Below are 18750 nucleotides of genomic sequence, written 5' to 3' on the forward strand. Positions count from 1 at the left end.
ATGCATATCCTACGCTTACACCCTTTTGATAGCAAGTGTTTTTAGCGTGAGATAACAGAAATGGACCATAAAACGCGCCTGACTGGTCAATACAAACCGGTTCAGGCACGTTCGCTCACCTACTTAACGGGCTTTGTTAACGGGCTTTGCTTTTCGGCTTACGCATCACTTGAACCGGCTTACGCTTGTGCTTATCGCGGTTCCAGCGGTTCTTTTCATCGGGCGTCAGCGCAGGCACTTTACGGGTTTCTAAGTTAGCCAATGTCGCTAAGTCATCCACCTCATCCTGGTTAAGTTCAACCCATTCACCGGCTTTAGCGCGCTTATCGAGGAAGATGTTGCCGTAACGCACTCGTTTTAGGCGACTCACCGTTAGGGCTTGCGACTCCCAAAGGCGCCGCACTTCGCGGTTACGACCTTCCAAAATCACCACATGGAACCAGGTATTAATGCCTTCGCCGCCAAACTCCTGTACATCCGTGAAGCGCGCCGGGCCATCTTCCAGCATCACGCCATCGACCATCGCCAGGATATGTTCGCGCTTCACTTCACCCATGACCCGAACGGCGTATTCACGCTCCACCTGGGTAGAGGGATGCATCAAACGGTTGGCCAGCTCGCCATCCGTGGTAAACAGCAGCAAACCGCTGGTGTTGATATCCAGGCGACCAATCGCAATCCAGCGCTCGCCTTTCAAGCGCGGCAAGCGTTCAAATACGGTGCGCCGACCTTCCGGGTCTTTGCGTGTGCACAGCTCGCCTTCCGGCTTGTTGTACATGATCACCCGGCGCGGCACTTCTTCTTCCGGACGCAGCAATACCGGGCGGTCGTCAAAGCTGACTTTATCCCGCGCTTCAACACGGTCACCCAGCTTGGCCACCTGGCTATTCACCTTTACACGGCCATCGGAAATTGCCGTTTCCATCTCACGCCGTGAGCCAAGGCCTGCGCGGGCCAGGACTTTTTGCAGCTTTTCACTGATAGGGGGCGTGGTGCTATTACTCTGACTCATGGTCGTCTGACCTCACATCGGTAGTCTGCGTGCGCTCGCGCTCTTCTTCGTTCGCGCGCTGCGCACGTGCCGCCAGCCGTGCCTGTAAATCGGCAAAGCTCAGCGGCTGGGTTAACGCCGTCTCGGCGTGCGTATCGGCTGTTTCAGCCGACGTTATGTCTTCTTTCTGGGGTGGCGCATCCTGCACCGTTTTGATCGTTTCGTCTAGTGCTTCGTGGTCTGAACCGGTGTCTTGTTCTTCCTGAATGGCAGCATCATTGGTCATCCCTGTGTCTTCAGGTAGTTCGCTCTCGTCCCAGTTCGCCAGGGTGTGCATCGGCGGCAGCGCATCAAGCGTTTTTAATCCAAAGTCATCTAAAAAACTCCGCGTGGTGGCATATACTGCCGGGCGCCCCGGCACATCCCGGTGGCCCACTACGCGAATCCAACCGCGCTCCGCCAGGGTGCGCATGATTGAACTGCTTACACTGACCCCACGCACCTCTTCGATATCGCCACGAGTAACCGGCTGGCGGTAGGCGATCAGCGCCAGCGTTTCCAGCAAGGCCCGTGAGTAGCGCTGGGGGCGCTCGTCCCATAACCGCGACACCCATTGCGACAGACGCGGGCGAATGCGTAGCTGATAGCCTGAGACCGTTTCCAACAACTCTAGCGCCCCAGCTGAATGGCGCAGCTGCAAGCGCTCAAGGACATCGCGAAACTCCTTGCGAGTCGGGCATTCGCCTTCAAGAAAAAGCGTTTCTAGGCGTTCAAGGGGTAACGGTTCACCAGCGGCCAGGAGCGCTGCTTCAATAATGTCATCTAACGCGTTGGCGGCGTTACTCATGGCGTCTCTTCTCCAGTTTCAAAGGCGGACTCACCATAGGCATCGTCTTCTATCTCGTTCTCCTCAAAAGCGCCCTCTTCGTCGTCGGCCAGGGCGGCACGCCGAGCACGTACGTGAATCGGGGAAAGCGGTGCATTCTGAACAATTTCAATCATGGCTTCTTTGGCCAGCTCTAGAATTGCCATAAAGGTCACGACCACGCCAGCCCGCCCTTCCTCTAAGATGAACAGCGCTTCAAAGGGGGTATAACGTTGATGCGCATCATCGTGGCTGAGTAACTCCATAATCTTGAGCATGCGCTCGCGGGTAGATAGCACCTCGCGACTGATCTGGTGGGCCTGCACCAGCTCGGCGCGTTTGAGAATATCGGAGAGCGCGCTGAGCAATTCATCCAATTCCACCTCAGGGTGAATCACACGAGATTCCAGCGGAGGTAAGCCCGCCTGCACGCTGAACCAGTCACGCCCCATGCGCGGTAGCGTATCCAGTGTCTCGGCTGCCTCCTTGAGGCGTTCGTACTCCTGGAGGCGTCGGATAAGCTCTGCGCGAGGATCCTCCTCATCGTCGCCCTCGGCCTTCGGCGGGCGGGGTAACAAGGTCCGCGACTTGATCTCAGCGAGCATAGCAGCCATCAGCAGGTATTCACCCGCCAACTCAATCTCCATGGCCTTCATCAGTTCCACGTACTCGATGTACTGGTGGGTGATAGTGGCCACATTGATGGTCAGGATATCCAGGTTCTGACGCCGAATCAGGTAGAGCAGTAAATCCAGCGGGCCTTCAAAGGTCTCCAGAAAGACGCGTAGTGCCTCGGGAGGAATATACAAATCCTCCGGCATTTCCGTAATCTGCTCATTGAACAGACGCCCAAACGAAACCGCCACTGGGTCAGTGGTCGCAGCGTCAGGATTTTCTAACTCTGTCGTATCGCTTGGCGTCTCGCTCACGCGGGTCGGCTCTCCTGGTAAAAGGGGATCAATACAATCGCACAGTTTAGCAAAGTCGGCACCCTTGGCGACGCCCAAGTCGCGGGTAATGAAAGCGCATCATCCGGCCTCCACCGCTTTACGATAGCGTCCTTCGTAATCAAACAGCTTGTCGCGGATTTGGAAATGCCGGCCCACTTTACGGCCTACGACAAAATCAGGATGGCGCAGGCGGCGCTGCTCGGCGACTACCTCATCAGCGCTCAACGGCTGCCATTTGCCGCCAGGTGCGCGCAGGTGATAACGCAGAAACGCGGCATAGAAGGCGCGCCGTTGAGCAGGCGTCTCTAGCGCGAACCACTCGGATAGATGCGTGCCATCTTCATCGTGATAAGTGACTTTTAAGCGCGGTAGGCCACGACCATTGGTCGTCGCTTCCAGTTGCATACCACTTACTCGCAATACCTTGGCATCTTTAAGCTTTAGGGCATCTTTTAGCTTGTCATCCGCGTCCACCAATAGCTTGTCGCAGCCGTGGCAGCGCCGGGCAGCGATATCATTTTCGGCACCGCACTCATCGCAAACTTTAAAGCGAAACCGGAAGTCGCATTGCTTTTTACAGGCGCCCGAAACCGCGCCACGCTGGCCGCTTGCTACTTTAGAATTTCTATCAGGGTCATCGACTAACCCCTGGCAGCGGCGGCCAAAGTGTTCAATGACGATGTCACCATCTCGCTTGCCCCAGTATAGATTGGCATGGCCACAGGCGGGACACTCGACTTGAACCGGCTCGCTGTCGCTATCTGGTTTCGGCTCGCCCACTTCCGGCGCGAAGATATCCCAGGGGTTACCGGCATAGTCCAAAATCAGGCAGTCGCTTTTGCCCGGCGACAAACGCAGTCCTCTACCCACCATCTGTTGATAAAGGCTAATCGACTCTGTGGGGCGTAAAATAGCGATCAAATCCACGTGAGGCGCATCGAAACCGGTGGTCAGCACCGCGACGTTAACCAGGTACTTCAGTTCGCGCGCTTTGAAGGCATCAATTAGCGCCGTACGCTCTCGGGAGGGGGTCACACCGGTGATGAGCGCCGCTTCGGCTCGCGGCAAATAGCCGATAATTTCTTCAGCGTGGGCCACGGTGGCGGCAAAGATCATTATCCCTTGGCGATCAGCCGCGCGTTCGACGATTTGTCCGATAATACCCGGCGTTGCCCGGTTACCCGCCACTACGCGATTGAGCTCCTCCTCCTGAAAAAAACCGCTTGAAGAGGGCTTGAGGGCAGAAAAATCATAGCCCTCAATGGCCATATCCAGGCGTTTGGGTGCCGCCAGATAGCCCTGTTTCACCATCAACCTCAGCGGCTGTTCAAAGACACAGTCGCGAAAAAAGCTCTCCTCGCTGCCCCTGACCATGCCGTGGTGATGGCGATAATAGATAAACCCCTGCCCCAAACGGTAAGGCGTAGCGGTGAGTCCGAGTATTTTAAGCTGAGCATTATGCTGTCGCAGGTGTTCAATCACCTGGCGGTAGCTGGCGTCCTCGTTAAGCGATACGCGGTGACTCTCATCGATGACCAGCAAGGTAAAGTTTGCGTCATTAAAGCGATCTAAATTGCGCACCACCGACTGCACCGAGCCAAACACCACTTGTCGGTTCGCCTCTTTACGCTTTAGTCCCGCGCTAAAAATATCGGCCTCAAGCCCATAAGCCTGATACTTGGCATGGTTCTGCTCCACTAGCTCGCGTACGTGGGCCAGCACTAACACTCGCCCCCGCGCCAGGCGCGCTAACTCAGCAATGACCAAGGATTTACCGCTGCCGGTAGGCAGCACCACCAACGCCGGCTCACTGGAAGCACGAAAATGCACGACCACCCGTTTTACCGCCTCCTGTTGATAGGGGCGCAATTGGGGCGTCTGGGCTATGGATGAGAAAGGCGGCCCAGAGGCCGCCTTGTCATGTTGCGTCATCATTCACCTATGAGGGTGTCTCCGTTAACCCAACCAAACGCGAGCATTGCGGAATAAGCGCAGCCAAGCACCGTCTTCAGTCCACTCCGCCGGACGCCAAGAGTTGGTGACCGCCCGAGCGACACGTTCAGGGTGCGGCATCATGATAGTCACACGGCCATCAGGCGTGGTTAGCCCCGTAATACCCGACGGTGAGCCGTTAGGGTTCGCCGGGTAACGGGTGGTCGCTTGGCCGTAGTTGTCGATGTAGCGAAGCGCAATCTGGCTGCTCGACTGCATGCTACGCAGATGAGCGCTGTCACGGAACGCCGCCTGCCCTTCGCCATGGGCAACCGCAATGGGCAGTTTAGAGCCTTCCATGCCAGCGAGCAGAATCGAAGGGCTCTTTTCGACCCGCACCATAGAGACCCGCGCTTCAAACTGCTCGGACTCATTGCGCACAAACGTCGGCCAATTTTCCGCGCCGGGAATCAGCGACTTCAGCTGCGAGAGCATCTGACAGCCATTGCAGACGCCCAACGAGAAGCTATCGTCACGGGCAAAGAATGCCGCGAACTGTTCACGGGCGCGTTCGTTGAACAACACCGATTTAGCCCAACCGCCGCCAGCGCCAAGCACGTCGCCATAAGAGAAGCCGCCACAGGCGACAAGGCCCTTGAACTCATCCAGCGAAACACGCCCTTCGAGGATGTCGCTCATATGAACATCCACCGCCTCAAAGCCAGCCTTATCGAAGGCCCAGGCCATTTCTACCTGACCATTAACCCCTTGTTCGCGCAACACGGCCATGGCCGGTTTAGCGGTATTAACAAATGGCGCGCTGATGTCGTCATTGATATCAAAGGTCGGCGTGGCGGAAAGTCCTGGATCACGGCTATCGAGCAGGTTGTCGAATTCGTTCTTGGCGCACTCAGGGTTATCGCGCAGCGCCTGCATACGGTAGCTGGTTTCCGCCCAGGTACGCTGGGTCAGCTGACGCGTGGTTTCCAGCAAGGGCTCTTCAAATAGCGTGACGCGCACTTGGTCATCGTAACGGGGACGAGCAATCACGCCACAGGTTTCAATACCGGCCACGGCAAACTGCGCCAGCACTTCTTCAGTGTGTTGGCGATTGACTTGAATGACCGCGCCAAGCTCTTCGGAGAACAGTGCATTCAGCGCCTCTACCGGTTCATCGATCATCCAATCGAGCTTGATCTCAAGCCCCGCATGGGCAGCAAAGGCCATTTCTAACAGAGTGACCAACAGGCCGCCATCGCTGCGATCGTGGTAGGCCAATAGCTTACCGTCGCGGTTAAGGCCCTGAATGACCTCGAAGAAGGCTTTAATATCCTCCGGATCGTCTACATCAGGGCAGTCGTTACCCACCTGGCCGTATACCTGCGCCAAGGCAGAACCACCCAAGCGGTTCTGACCGCTGCCCAGGTCGATCAAAATCAGATCAGACTCATCTTGATCCAGATTGATCTGCGGCGTAAGCGTTGCCATTGCATTGGTGACCGGCGCGAAGCCCGTGACGACCAGCGAAAGCGGCGACGTTACGCTCTTGTCTTCACTTTCACCTTGGTCATCCTCATCGACCCAGGCGGTGCGCATTGACATCGAATCCTTGCCCACCGGAATCGCAATGCCCAATGCCGGGCACATTTCCATGCCCACGGCGTAAACAGCATCATAAAGCGCCTGATTTTCACCGGGGTGATCAGCCGCGCTCATCCAGTTAGCGGAGAGCTTTATATCGCTCAACTTAGCAATCGGTGCCGCCGCCAGGTTGGTAATCGCTTCAGCAACGGCCAAGCGGGCGCTAGCGGCGGGGTTGATCAACGCCACCGGCGGACGCTCGCCCAGCGCCATGGCTTCACCGGCGTGGGTGTCATAGCTTGCCGTGGTAACCGCCACATCGGCCACCGGCACCTGCCAGGGGCCGACCATTTGATCACGGGCCACTTGGCCGGTAATCGAGCGATCACCAATGGTGATCAGGAAGCTTTTGGAGGCGACTGTCGGCAAACGCAGTACCCGATCCAGCGCTTCGCGAAGGTCAAGATTATCCAGCATCATGCCGGAAAGCTCGGGATCGTGGCGCTCAAACTCACGCTGCATTTTAGGTGCTTTGCCGAACAGCACACTCATCGGCAAATCGACCGGCTTGCTGCTGAAATGACCATCGCGCACTTCCAAATGGTGCGCTTCCAGCGCTTCACCGACCACTGCATAAGGGCAACGTTCGCGTTTACACAGTGCGTCAAAGGTATCCAAGTCTCCTGGCGCTACGGCGAGCACGTAGCGCTCTTGCGCTTCATTGCACCAAATTTCCAGCGGGCTCATGCCAGGCTCGGCATTCGGCACCGCGCGCAAGTCAAAACGGCCGCCACGGTTGCCGTCTTTGACCAGCTCCGGCAACGCGTTGGAAAGCCCGCCTGCGCCTACATCGTGAATAAAGCGAATGGGGTTGTGATCGCCCAGGGCCCAGCAACGGTCAATAACTTCCTGGGCACGACGCTCTATTTCCGGGTTTTCACGCTGCACCGAGGCAAAATCCAAATCGGCGCTGGAGGTGCCGGACGCCATACTGGATGCAGCGCCACCGCCCAAGCCAATCAGCATCGCCGGGCCGCCCATTACGATCAGTTTGCCGCCGACAGGGATATCGCCCTTTTGGACGTGGTGAGCACGAATATTGCCGTAACCACCGGCAAGCATGATCGGCTTGTGGAAACCACGCCGCTCTATACCACCTTCGTTCAGGGACTCCTGCTCGTAAGTGCGGAAATAGCCGGTTAGATTGGGGCGACCAAACTCATTGTTAAATGCCGCGCCGCCAATCGGGCCTTCGAGCATAATGTTGAGCGCCGACTCCATGCGCCCCGGCTTGCCGTAATCAAAGGCTTCCCAGGGCTGTACGAACTCAGGAATACGCAGATTAGAGACGGTATAGCCAGAAAGACCCGCTTTGGGTTTGCCACCGATACCCGTCGCACCCTCATCGCGAATTTCGCCCCCGGAACCTGTGGCTGCACCTGGGAAAGGGGCAATCGCGGTGGGATGATTGTGGGTCTCCACCTTCATCAGAATATGAATGGGCTCCTGATGGGTGCCATAAAGCGCCCGCTCGTCTTCCGCCCCGGTAAGTGGTGTCGCAAAGAAGCGGCCGCCCTGGCTGCCCTTGATGACAGCGGCATTATCACTGTAAGCGGACAGCACGTTGTCCGGCGACGACGCAAAGGTGTTCTTGATCATCTTAAACAGCGAGTGGCTTTGCGGCTCGCCGTCGATCACCCAGTCGGCATTAAATATCTTGTGACGGCAGTGCTCGGAGTTGGCCTGGGCAAACATCATCAATTCAACATCGCTGGGGTTACGCCCCAGTTCGTTGAAGGCGTCTACCAAGTAATCAATTTCATCTTCTGCCAGCGCCAGCCCCAGCGCTTGGTTGGCTGTCGCTAAGGCTTCCCGGCCCCCTTCTAGAATATCCACACTACCCAACGGCGCCGGGTCGTGCTGGGCAAACAGCTTGGCAGCGTCTGAAGCATCGGATAGCACGGTTTCAGTCATACGGTCATGCAGCAGTGCCGCTAGTGCGTTCAGGCTCTCTTCATCCGGCATGTCGGTAAAGCTGACCCGATAATCGATGCCGCGCTCAATACGGCTAATCTGGTTCAATCCGCAATTATGGGCGATATCCGTCGCTTTAGACGACCAGGGCGACTGGGTACCCAAACGCGGCACCACTAAAAACCGCTGGGCGCTTTTCGGAACCTCTACGCTCGAGTGAGTGCCATCGCCCGGCACATAGTCAAGTAACTGCACCAAACGCTCGTGGGCGGTATCGTCCAGCGTCTTGCTGTGGTTATGAGCGTTAAGGTCGATGAAATGAACATAGTGGGCAGACAGCGCTTCCACCTCGGGAACACGTTCACGCAGCACCGTTAACAGCCGAGCATAACGGAAGGCAGAAAGGGCGGGCGCGCCTCGCAGTTCGAGCATATCCTGAAGCCTCTAGAGCAGGGAAATTCGAGCAGGGAAATCACCGGGCCGCTAAGCGGCCGTGCTTTTATGATAGCGAAAAACGCCTATGATACTGGAAACCAGCCACCACACGAAATCAACAAGGTGACAGCGTAACCCGGGCTGGGTATCGTGGCAGCTTGTTTCATGCCAACAAGACGCCATGCTGACGTTGATTTGCCGACATTTTATAGCCCGTGCCAGCGCTTATTATGCGTTAATCACTATTACGCTTTTGACCATGGTACCCACTCTCTCTCTTGCTCCCCCAGGCGAGCATTTAACGCATATCAGCACAAAAGACTTTATTACCGTTCATACCCGCAACACCCCCACGACCTATTACGAAGGCCGCCAAGGCCCTACCGGCTTTGAATACGAACTGATGCACCGTTTTGCCGATTACTTGGGAGTGAGTCTTAACCTTGACGCCAGCCACCACCCAGAAAGCGTCCTGCCGGCGGTGCGTGAAAAAGGCGACCTGGGCGCGGCAGCGCTGCCATTACTGCCTGACAGCCCTGGCGTCCACTACACTCGGCCGATTATTCAAATGCAGCCGCTGGTGGTTTACCGCCGCGGCCTGAATGGCATTAAAGAGCCGAGTGACCTTGTCGGCTTAGAACTTGGCACGCTAAGCGAAGCCGGTACTGATGAAGCGCTGCGCGACCTTCAGCGGCGTCATCCTACCTTGAGCTGGAAAGAGTCTCACGAGCTTGAAGTCGCCGAACTGCTGGCACGCGTTGAAGACGGCACCCTGGACGCCGCGGTCATTTTCGAGCATCAGTTTCGTTTAAATCGGCTGTTTTTCCCCAATGTGGAACGTGGCTTTATACTCGGCGACCCGCTCTCCATGGCATGGGCGGTGCCTAGCGGTCGCGGCTTAGGGTTGCTTGAAGCCGCCAATCGGTTCCTACAAGACCTTCAAGAAAGCGGCACGCTTGATCGGCTGGTAAGCCGCTACTTCGGCCACGACGACTATTTAGAGTATGTCGGCACGCGCACCTTTCTTGATCACCTTGATGCACGCTTGCCCCGTTACACGGCACTGTTCCAGCAGGCTGCCCGCGAAACAGAGTTTGACTGGAAGTTATTGGCGGCAGTGGGGTATCAGGAATCCCACTGGGATCCAGACGCCGTCTCGCCAACGGGCGTGCGCGGCTTGATGATGCTGACCAACCCCACGGCGGGTGAAATGGGCGTGACGGATCGCACAAACCCCGCCCAGAGCATTGACGGCGGTGCCCGCTATTTACGCAGTATCAAAGACCGCTTGCCGGAAGGCATAACCGGCGATGATCGCCTGTTTATGGCCATGGCGGCCTACAACGTGGGCCTTGGCCACCTCTATGACGCACGTAAAATTGCGGAAATGCGCGGCGGCGACCCCGACAGCTGGCAAGATGTGCGCGCGGCGCTACCGCTATTACAGCAGCGTGAATGGCATAGCCAAACGCGTCACGGCTACGCCCGTGGCGGCGAGCCGGTAATATACGTACGCAATATCCGTCGTTATTACGAAATGATTCAATATGTAGAGCGTAGTCGTCAGCAATTTTTTCAACTAGAACAAATGCCTGTCAATGATGATCCACTGCTATTGTTCGAGCTTGTGCCACCGCTTAACTAACAGCGCCGTAGCATTTCCAATTCAGTATTACTGCTCGCGCCGAGCGGCGAAAAACCCCTTCAGCAGTTTTTGCGAGGCTGCGGCTAACACGCCACCGGTTACCGCGATCTGATGGTTGAACCACGGCTGTGACAGCAGGTTCGCTTTTGACTCCACCATGCCCGCACGAGGCTCAGCAGCGCCATACACCAGGCGGGCCACGCGTGCATGAATCATCGTGCCCGCACACATCATGCAGGGTTCCAGGGTGACAAACAGCGTACAGCCTTCAAGGCGGTAGTTGCCCAGGTGCTTACCCGCCTCACGTAGGGCACGCACTTCCGCGTGGCCGCTGGGGTCGCAGCTGGCCATTGGCGCGTTGCACCCGACGCCAATAATGTTCCCCTGCACATCAACTACCACCGCTCCTACGGGCACCTCGCCCGCCGCCGCGGCCAGGTGGGCTTGGTCGAGCGCCCGGTGCATGTAAAATTCATCGCTGCGCATAAACGTAAACTCCGCTAAGGTAGCTAAACGACCGTATGAAAGAGGTGCCCGGCACCGTGGCAGCTTATTACTTTTAGCGATAGCATTCTTTCACCGACCGCATTCGATAGAGACAGCCGCAAGGATACCGAGAATGACAGACGCGCTGAACAAACTGGTAGCATTACTAGAGCTGGAAACACTGGAAGAGACGCTATTTCGTGGCCAGAGCCAGGATCTAGGTTTTCCTCAGCTCTACGGTGGTCAGGTTCTTGGCCAAGCGCTGGCGGCCGCCGCGCGCACCGTGCCAGACGAGCGTCGCCCGCACTCTCAACATGGCTACTTCCTGCGCCCCGGCGACCCCCATCGCCCCGTTGTCTATCAAGTGGATACCATTCGCGACGGCGGCAGCTTTACCACCCGCCGCGTCACCGCCATTCAAAAAGGCCGGCCGATCTTTTTCTGCAGCGCCTCTTTTCAGAGCGAGGAAGCGAGCTTTAGCCATCAGCGCGCCATGCCGAATGTCGCCACCCCCGAAGCGCTGCTAGAGAACGGCGATGCCAAACATGACCGCTTTCCCGGCCACCCCATTGAGTTTTTGCATCTCATGGGCAACCCCGACAACGGCACGCCTACAGGCCAGTGTTTGTGGTTTCGACTTTCAGGCACTCTGCCTGACGACCCGGCCCTGCACCGCCACCTGCTCTCGTACGCCTCTGACTTCAACCTGCTGACCACCAGCCTGATTCCCCACGCCATCGAGTACCGCGACCCCAAGCTGCGCATCGCCAGCCTAGACCACGCCTTATGGCTACACCAGGACACACGCCTGGACGATTGGCTGCTGTATGTTATCGATTCACCCTGGGCAGGCGGCGCTCGCGGGCTGGCGCGGGGGCATATTTACAGCCGTGATGGCCGCTTAGTGGCCTCTACCGCTCAAGAAGGGCTAACGCGTTATTCACAAGACTAAATAGACACTCTCTCAAACATTTACGCCCGCTTATTAGCGGGCGTAAATGTTTGAGAGAGTGCTGCGGTTTATTAGCCGCCGTAAACGTCGTTGATAGACGTAAGCGGATAGTGCGCAGGAAACGGTTTGCGCGCTACACCAGAATCAACCGCGGCTTGAGCAACCGCCGAGGTAACTCTCGCCAACAGGCGAATATCGACAGGCGTGGGAATGATGTACTCGCGGCCAAAACTCATCTCGGCACGCTCATAGGCATCCAGCACTTCCTGAGGAACCGGCTCTCGGGCCAGATCTTTCAGCGCATGTACGGCGGCCAGCTTCATCTCTTCGTTAATGCGTGTAGCACGAACATCCAGCGCACCACGGAAGATAAACGGGAAGCCCAGCACGTTGTTAACCTGGTTCGGGAAATCCGAACGGCCAGTGGCCATGATCACATCCGGGCGCGCTTCGCGAGCAACGTCAGGATGAATTTCCGGATCCGGATTAGTGCAGGCAAAAATCACTGGATCTGGCGCCATTTTCTTCACCTGTTCAGCGGAGAGCAGGCCCGGGCCCGAAAGGCCGATAAATACGTCAGCGTTGTCGATGGCATCATCCAAGGTGCGCATCTCGGTATCGCGGGCGAATTCAGCCTTGTATTCGTTGATGCCTTCGCGGTCCGTGTGAATGACACCACGGCGGTCAAGCATCACAAGATTGTCTTTACTTGCGCCACAGGAGACCAGCAGGCGCATGCAGGCAATCGCCGCCGCACCAGCGCCCATGCAAACAATTTTAACGTCTTCGATTTTTTTGCCAGCAATATCCAAAGCGTTCAGCATGCCTGCCGCCGTGACAATCGCGGTGCCATGCTGGTCATCGTGGAAGACCGGAATACTGCAGCGCTCAATCAGGGTTTTTTCAATTTCAAAGCACTCCGGCGCCTTGATATCTTCTAAATTGATGCCACCCCAGGTATCGGCAATGCGCGCGACGGTATCGATAAATGCCTGAGGGCTTTCTGCATCGACTTCGATATCCACCGAGTTGATGCCAGCAAAGCACTTAAACAGCACGCCTTTGCCTTCCATGACTGGCTTACTCGCCAGTGGGCCCAGATTACCTAAGCCAAGAATAGCGCTGCCGTCGGTGATAACGGCAACCAGATTACCCTTGCCGGTATAGCGGTAGGCATTTTCCGCATCCCTGGCGATTTCAAGCACTGGCTCAGCCACGCCTGGGCTATACGCCAGCGCCAAATCCCGTGCCGTCGCGGTGGGTTTGGTCAACTCCACCGACAGCTTACCGGGAATCGGTTTTGCGTGATAATCCAAAGCAGCCTGCTTATTTGCATCCGTCATGGTCAGAGTCCAGTTAACATAAAGTAGATAAGTCGTTTCAGAATATAGAAAAAACCTATGCGCCTCAAGCGCGCCGTCAACTCATATCAAAACGCCCGTTTAACTGAATTTTACCTTCATATTCGCCACATTTCGCAGATATTTGCTGAAACTTATGTAAAACAGCGTTAGTCATAACGCTTTGCTTATTGCTGTACCGCAACATTAGCGCAGCATTTGTGAAAATTTTTTCCACAAAAAATATAGCTGGTTTTTTAGCGAGACAACAAAAAACCCACGCCGCGGCGTGGGTTTTGCGCAAGTACGACCTGTACTTGCGATATGGCTATCCGAGTTGGATTAGCCGCGCTTAACAGCAGCGCCGAAACGCTTGTTGAAGCGCTCTACGCGGCCACCAGTGGTCGCTTGCTTCTGCTTACCAGTATAGAACGGGTGGCAGTTGGAGCACACATCCAGAGAGAAGTCCTGACCTGAAGTAGAACCTACCTGGAAATTAGCACCGCAAGAACAGTTGGCGGTGACCGTGTTGTAATTCGGGTGGATACCTTGTCTCATCTCGAACCTCACGAAGCTATATGCCGCCACCTGATCTCGTGCCAGGCACCGCATACGGGTTTGGAAAAACTACTAACCGGTTGGCCGCTCTTTCGTTACGATAAGATCGCTAAGAGTGAGCGGTCGCATATTCTAGCAAAACTAACGCCGGAGGCCAATTGCCTGATTCTGTTTCTTCGCGGGTACCGTCTCAAGTGCTTAACCAAATACTTAAAATAGCGCTGCCCTCACCGCTGCGACGCCTGTTCGACTACTTACCGTCTAACGTGACGCCCGCCTGCGGTTGGCAGCCGGGGCTGAGGGTGCGGGTGCCTTTCGGGCGCCGCGAAGTCGTCGGTGTGGTCGTGGAACTTGCCGACCACAGCGACCTACCGCGCAGCCAATTGCGCGCAGTCAGCGAGACGCTGGACGACGCGCCGCTGCCAGCAGATTGGCTCTGGTTATGCCGTTTTGCCGCCCGCTACTATCAGCACAGCCTGGGCGACACCCTTCACCACGCCATGCCCGCGCGGCTACGCCAGGGGCACGCGATGGCCGGTCGCACACAAACACTCTGGATGGCCCAAGGTGACGGCGCGCAGGAAACCCTCAGCCGAGCGCCTAAGCAAGCAGAGCTGCATGCGCTTTTACGCCAGCATCCCCATGGCCTACCCGGTCGTGCGGTTAGCGCCCATGGCTTTGCTCGCGACCAGCTATTAGCGTTAGAGAAGAAAGGCTTGGCCACTAGCCAGGAACATATTCTCACCGCGCCTACTCCCCCCAGCGGAAACTTACTCGCGACTCCCGCGTTACCCCTAAACCGTGAACAGGCCACGGCGCTGGCCGCGCTGCATGAAAAGCTAGAGGGCTATCACCCCTGTTTGCTCGAAGGCGTCACCGGCAGTGGGAAAACGGAAGTCTATCTTCAGCTGATTGAAGCAGTGGCCGCCAAAGGTAAGCAGTCGCTGGTGCTGGTGCCGGAAATTGGCTTAACGCCGCAAACGCTCGCCCGCTTTAGAAGCCGTTTTCGCGTGCCCGTGGTGGCGCTGCATTCGGGCCTTACCGACCCTGAGCGCTTAGACGTGTGGGAAGCCGCCGCCAGCGGCCGGGCGCTGATTATTATCGGCACCCGCTCGGCCATTTTCACGCCATTGGCTAACCCCGGTGCGATTATTGTCGATGAGGAGCATGATGGCTCCTACAAGCAGCACGACGGCTTACGCTATCACGCTCGCGATCTTGCGGTTGCACGCGCGCACTACCATAAAATTCCGCTGCTAATGGGCAGCGCCACGCCGTCCTTAGAGAGCCTGCACCAAGCGCTTAGCGGCACCTACCGCCACCTACGCCTGACCCAGCGCCCCAGCCAGCACCCCCCAGCCAAGCTGGAGCTGATTGACCTGCGCCACCAGCGCCGCCAGGGCGGCCTGCTACCCGGTGCCATCAAAGCGATTAAAAGCACCTTGAGCGCTGGCAAGCAGGTGCTAATTTTTATCAACCGGCGCGGCTTTGCACCGACCCTTGCCTGCCACGCCTGCGGCTGGATGGCCGAGTGTGGCCAGTGTGATGCACGCATGACGCTACACCGTCAGCCCGCCATGCTGGCCTGTCACCACTGCGATAGCCGCCGCGCCCTGCCGGATGCCTGCCCCGAATGTGGTAGCGGCGACCTGCGCGCATTGGGTAGCGGCACTGAACGCACGGAAGAGACATTACAGACCCTGTTTCCCAAGACCACCATCCACCGCATTGACCGCGATAGCACACGGCGCAAGGATAGCTTCGAGCAAGTGCTAAAAGAGATCCATCGCGGTGAGCCGTGCGTATTAGTCGGCACTCAAATGCTCGCCAAAGGGCACCACCTGCCCCACGTTACCTTGGTGGTAGTCGTTAATGCCGACGGCGGACTGTACGCCGCTGATTTTCGCGCGCTGGAACATAGCGCCCAGCTGCTTGAGCAGGTGGCGGGCCGAGCGGGGCGGGCCGCCCACCCAGGCCGAGTACTGGTGCAAACACTGCACCCCGACGACCCTCACTTGGGCCAGTTGGCTGAACACGGCTACGGGGCGCTCGCGCGCAATATGCTGGAAGAACGACGCATCTCGCAGCTGCCGCCGTTCTGTTTTATGGCGCTGCTACGCATCGAAAGCCCCAAGGAGGAGGCTGCTTTGGCGCTGGCGCAACAGGCAGCCCAAGCCCTACGCCAGTGGCTAAAAGAGTCCGGCGTAGCTACCCGCTGCCTGGGGCCGGTGCCTGCACCGATGGAAAGACGCCAGAACCGCTACCATTTACACGTTATGCTGGCAGCCGATAAACGCAGCCAACTACACCCGGCCGTTAGCTGGCTGGTGCAGTGGCTGGAAGCCAATCGCGAGGCCCGCAAGGTGCGCTGGTCGATTGATATCGACCCACAAACTCTCGCGTAGCGCTTATCTCTTGGCACTTGTTTAGCAACACGCCTTTGAAACTGCGGCTCAATTGCCGATAATAGCCGCTTTGCCGACGCACCTTTACTGCTGCGCGTTAGCACACGCCGCCACAGACGTAACCGGATACCTACATGAAAGATACGATAGTTTCTCTGCTCGAAGGCGCGGTCACCGCGCTCAAGCACCAAGGCGTGCTGCCAAACGACCTTCAGCCCACTATCAAAGTGGATCCTACCAAAGACAAGGCCCACGGCGATTACGCCACCAACTTGGCGCTGATGTTGGCCAAACCGGCAGGCAAAAATCCGCGTGAACTAGCCAACGCGCTAGTAGCAGCGCTACCCGAAAGCGACGCTATTCAAAAAACCGAAATTGCCGGCCCCGGCTTTATCAACTTTTTCGCCGCCGCCGATGCCGCAGCGCAAATCGTTGCCCAGGTGCTCGACTGCGGCGACACCTTTGGCCGCAGCATGGTAGGCAAAGGCGAGAAGGTTCAGGTCGAATTCGTTTCCGCCAACCCCACCGGCCCGCTACACGTAGGTCACGGTCGAGGCGCGGCCATAGGCGACTGCCTATGCCGCCTGCTCGAAGCCACCGGTTACGACGTGACCCGCGAGTTCTACTACAACGACGCAGGCGCCCAGATAGCCAACCTCGCCCGCTCGGTACAAGCGCGGGTAAAAGGCCTGGGCCCTGACGATGCCAGCTGGCCCGAAGACGGCTATCGCGGTGAGTACATTGTCGATGTTGCCAACGACTACCTGGCGGGTAAAACGGTTAGCGCCGATGACCGCGAAGTCACCGCCAAAAAGGATCCTGACGATTTAGACGCCATTCAAGAATTTGCCGTCGCGTGGCTGCGGCGCGAACAGGATCTTGACCTAAAAGCCTTTGGCGTAGAGTTCGATGTCTATTTTCTGGAGTCGTCGCTCTACGAAGATGGCAAGGTAGATGCCACCGTTGAGAAGCTGGTAAACGCTGGCCACACCTATGAAGAAGATGGCGCGATGTGGCTGCGCACCACTGATTTTGGTGATGACAAAGATCGCGTAATGCGCAAACAGGACGGCGGTTACACCTACTTTCTGCCCGATGTGGCCTACCACCTGGACAAGTGGCAGCGCGGCTTCAAAACCGTGATTAACGAGCAGGGCGCCGACCACCACTCCACCGTCACCCGCGTGCGCGCTGGTTTACAGGCGCTGGAAGTGGGCATTCCCAAGGGCTGGCCCGACTACGTGCTCCACCAGATGGTCATGGTCACCCGCTCAGGCGTCGAGGTAAAACTCTCCAAGCGCGCCGGTAGCTATGTCACTGTGCGCGACCTGATCGACGAAGTGGGCCGCGATGCCACTCGCTTCTTCCTCGCCGCCCGCCGCGCCGACTCCCAGCTCACCTTTGATATCGACCTGGCGCGCTCGCAGTCGAACGACAACCCGGTGTATTACATCCAATACGCGCATGCTCGGGTCTGTAGCATGCTGCGCAAAGCACAGGATGCCGACCAGCCGTTTGATCATGCATTAGCCATAGCCAATCTAGCCCTGCTGGACAGCGACCAGGAAAAAGCCGTTCTTAACCGCTTGGCACGCTTCCCTGAAGTGGTGGAGACCGCTGCTAGAAACCGCGAACCACAGCAGGTTGCCCAGTATTTGCTCGATCTTTCCGGCGATTTCCACACCTGCTATAACGCCGTCAAGGTAATGGTTGAGGACGACACCCTACGCAACACGCGCTTGGCGCTCGGCCTCGCCACCCGTCAAGTGCTACGCAATGGGCTTGATTTAATGGGGGTTAGCGCCCCAGAGGAGATGTAAGCAATGGCTAGCCCGCGCAAAAAGCCCGCCCCCCGCCGCGGTGCCACCTCGCAGCGCAAGTCCAACCGTAATTCAGGCGGCGGCTTTCGCCTACCCGGTTGGGTGTGGGGCCTGGCTGGCATGGCGGCAGGTTTTTTCTTGGCTCAGCACCAGCACGGCACCGCGCCTTGGCAAGAGCAGAGCGAAGCGCCTCAGGCCACGGTACTGCCCAAGCCCGCTGGAAGTGAGGAGCGCGCCGCTGCTCGGGAAACCAAAGAGGCCGCTGAGCCGTCAATGCCGACGTTTGAGTTTTATACGCTGCTGCCGGAAACCGAGGTCATTGCCCCTGGCGTCACGCTGCCGTCAAGCGTTGTGCGTCCGGAGGTTCCCGAGCAAGCGGCCGAGAGCGATACTTCCTCTGGCGCGGCCAGCGACGACCCCATCGCCCAGGTCATTGCCGCTAACACCCGGCCTGAAGATCAGGTCTCGGCGGCCCGCGAGAATGAAGCAGCCACCAATACCCCAGGGCGCTATATGCTTCAGGCGGCTTCATTTCGAGAGGCAAGTGATGCCGAACAGCTGCGCGGCCGACTGCGCAACTTAAGCCTGTTGGCGGAAGTTAGCGAAGTCCAGGCGGATGGCAATACCTGGCACCGTGTTCAAGTAGGGCCTTACGAGGATACCCGGGAGCTAAACCGCGCTCAGGATTTAATGAACACCCAGGGTATCGAACCACTACTTATCCAGCTACAGAACTAATAATCCCATCTTGAATAACCTGCGGGCGGTTGATTTTTTATCAGCCGCCCGCATTTTGTTGTGAACGCTTACACAATG

At 57.4% G+C, this 18750-nt stretch carries 13 protein-coding genes; 5 read left to right on the forward strand and 8 right to left on the reverse strand.

Annotation, left to right across the window (positions count from 1 at the left end):
* Window positions 1–136: 136 nt before the first annotated feature.
* From rluB to purL, 5 genes are all read right to left on the reverse strand, one after another.
* Window positions 137–1012 carry a 23S rRNA pseudouridine(2605) synthase RluB gene (rluB, locus tag ACXUPB_RS16785; RefSeq protein ID WP_035562125.1) on the reverse strand — a complete coding sequence of 292 codons (876 nt, stop codon included), beginning with the start codon at window positions 1010–1012 and terminating at the stop codon, window positions 137–139.
* Entirely contained in the window at window positions 999–1838 is an 840-nt protein-coding gene (gene scpB, locus ACXUPB_RS16790) for an SMC-Scp complex subunit ScpB (RefSeq protein WP_035562123.1), read from the reverse strand. Before scpB ends, rluB begins: the two co-directional genes overlap by 14 nt.
* Window positions 1835–2785, reverse strand: coding sequence for a segregation and condensation protein A (locus ACXUPB_RS16795; protein WP_472953538.1), 951 nt, complete (start codon window positions 2783–2785; stop codon window positions 1835–1837). The genes scpB and ACXUPB_RS16795 overlap by 4 nt, the downstream gene beginning before the upstream one ends.
* Window positions 2786–2884: 99 nt before the next feature.
* Complete coding sequence (gene radD / locus ACXUPB_RS16800; RefSeq protein ID WP_472953540.1) at window positions 2885–4741, reverse strand: DNA repair helicase RadD; 1857 nt, start codon at window positions 4739–4741, stop codon at window positions 2885–2887.
* Window positions 4742–4762: 21 nt separating this feature from the next.
* On the reverse strand, window positions 4763–8725 hold the full coding sequence (gene purL / locus ACXUPB_RS16805) for a phosphoribosylformylglycinamidine synthase (RefSeq protein WP_472953542.1): 3963 nt from the start codon (window positions 8723–8725) through the stop codon (window positions 4763–4765).
* Between the two features lie 184 nt (window positions 8726–8909).
* Between purL and mltF the strand changes: the two genes are divergently transcribed.
* Entirely contained in the window at window positions 8910–10373 is a 1464-nt protein-coding gene (gene mltF, locus ACXUPB_RS16810; protein ID WP_472953544.1) for a membrane-bound lytic murein transglycosylase MltF, read from the forward strand.
* A gap of 27 nt (window positions 10374–10400) precedes the next feature.
* Here the strand turns inward: mltF and tadA are convergent, their stop codons facing one another.
* The gene (tadA, locus tag ACXUPB_RS16815; protein WP_472953545.1) at window positions 10401–10859 is read right to left on the reverse strand and encodes a tRNA adenosine(34) deaminase TadA; all 459 of its coding nucleotides are present in this window, start codon (window positions 10857–10859) and stop codon (window positions 10401–10403) included.
* 133 nt (window positions 10860–10992) lie between these two features.
* Here tadA and ACXUPB_RS16820 point away from each other — a divergent pair, with 133 nt between their 5' ends.
* The gene (locus tag ACXUPB_RS16820) at window positions 10993–11811 is read left to right on the forward strand and encodes an acyl-CoA thioesterase (protein WP_472953547.1); all 819 of its coding nucleotides are present in this window, start codon (window positions 10993–10995) and stop codon (window positions 11809–11811) included.
* Between the two features lie 71 nt (window positions 11812–11882).
* Here ACXUPB_RS16820 and ACXUPB_RS16825 read toward each other — a convergent pair whose 3' ends face one another.
* Window positions 11883–13154: a malic enzyme-like NAD(P)-binding protein gene (locus ACXUPB_RS16825; RefSeq protein WP_472953548.1), complete on the reverse strand. Its 1272-nt coding sequence runs from the start codon at window positions 13152–13154 to the stop codon at window positions 11883–11885.
* Window positions 13155–13493: 339 nt separating this feature from the next.
* A complete protein-coding gene (gene rpmE, locus ACXUPB_RS16830; protein ID WP_035562478.1) occupies window positions 13494–13709 on the reverse strand; it encodes a 50S ribosomal protein L31 in 216 nt (71 codons plus the stop codon).
* 158 nt (window positions 13710–13867) lie between these two features.
* Between rpmE and ACXUPB_RS16835 the strand changes: the two genes are divergently transcribed.
* The 3 genes from ACXUPB_RS16835 to ACXUPB_RS16845 all read left to right on the forward strand — a co-directional run bounded on the left by ACXUPB_RS16835 (window position 13868) and on the right by ACXUPB_RS16845 (window position 18672).
* The gene (locus ACXUPB_RS16835) at window positions 13868–16114 is read left to right on the forward strand and encodes a primosomal protein N' (protein ID WP_472953552.1); all 2247 of its coding nucleotides are present in this window, start codon (window positions 13868–13870) and stop codon (window positions 16112–16114) included.
* A gap of 134 nt (window positions 16115–16248) precedes the next feature.
* Entirely contained in the window at window positions 16249–17934 is a 1686-nt protein-coding gene (gene argS / locus ACXUPB_RS16840; RefSeq protein WP_472953554.1) for an arginine--tRNA ligase, read from the forward strand.
* Window positions 17935–17937: 3 nt separating this feature from the next.
* On the forward strand, window positions 17938–18672 hold the full coding sequence (locus tag ACXUPB_RS16845; RefSeq protein ID WP_472953556.1) for an SPOR domain-containing protein: 735 nt from the start codon (window positions 17938–17940) through the stop codon (window positions 18670–18672).
* Window positions 18673–18750 lie beyond the last annotated feature (78 nt).

The sequence above is a fragment of the Vreelandella sp. DA03-1M genome (assembly GCF_055725665.1).

Bases quoted from the DNA above. Each gene is read 5' to 3' on its own strand.
- rpmE (WP_035562478.1), bottom strand. From the start codon at position 13,709: ATGAGACAAGGTATCCACCCGAATTACAACACGGTCACCGCCAACTGT.
- radD (WP_472953540.1), bottom strand. From the start codon at position 4,741: ATGATGACGCAACATGACAAGGCGGCCTCTGGGCCGCCTTTCTCATCC.
- ACXUPB_RS16845 (WP_472953556.1), top strand. From the start codon at position 17,938: ATGGCTAGCCCGCGCAAAAAGCCCGCCCCCCGCCGCGGTGCCACCTCG.
- ACXUPB_RS16825 (WP_472953548.1), bottom strand. From the start codon at position 13,154: ATGACGGATGCAAATAAGCAGGCTGCTTTGGATTATCACGCAAAACCG.
- rluB (WP_035562125.1), bottom strand. From the start codon at position 1,012: ATGAGTCAGAGTAATAGCACCACGCCCCCTATCAGTGAAAAGCTGCAA.
- purL (WP_472953542.1), bottom strand. From the start codon at position 8,725: ATGCTCGAACTGCGAGGCGCGCCCGCCCTTTCTGCCTTCCGTTATGCT.
- tadA (WP_472953545.1), bottom strand. From the start codon at position 10,859: ATGCGCAGCGATGAATTTTACATGCACCGGGCGCTCGACCAAGCCCAC.
- argS (WP_472953554.1), top strand. From the start codon at position 16,249: ATGAAAGATACGATAGTTTCTCTGCTCGAAGGCGCGGTCACCGCGCTC.
- scpB (WP_035562123.1), bottom strand. From the start codon at position 1,838: ATGAGTAACGCCGCCAACGCGTTAGATGACATTATTGAAGCAGCGCTC.
- ACXUPB_RS16820 (WP_472953547.1), top strand. From the start codon at position 10,993: ATGACAGACGCGCTGAACAAACTGGTAGCATTACTAGAGCTGGAAACA.
- mltF (WP_472953544.1), top strand. From the start codon at position 8,910: ATGCTGACGTTGATTTGCCGACATTTTATAGCCCGTGCCAGCGCTTAT.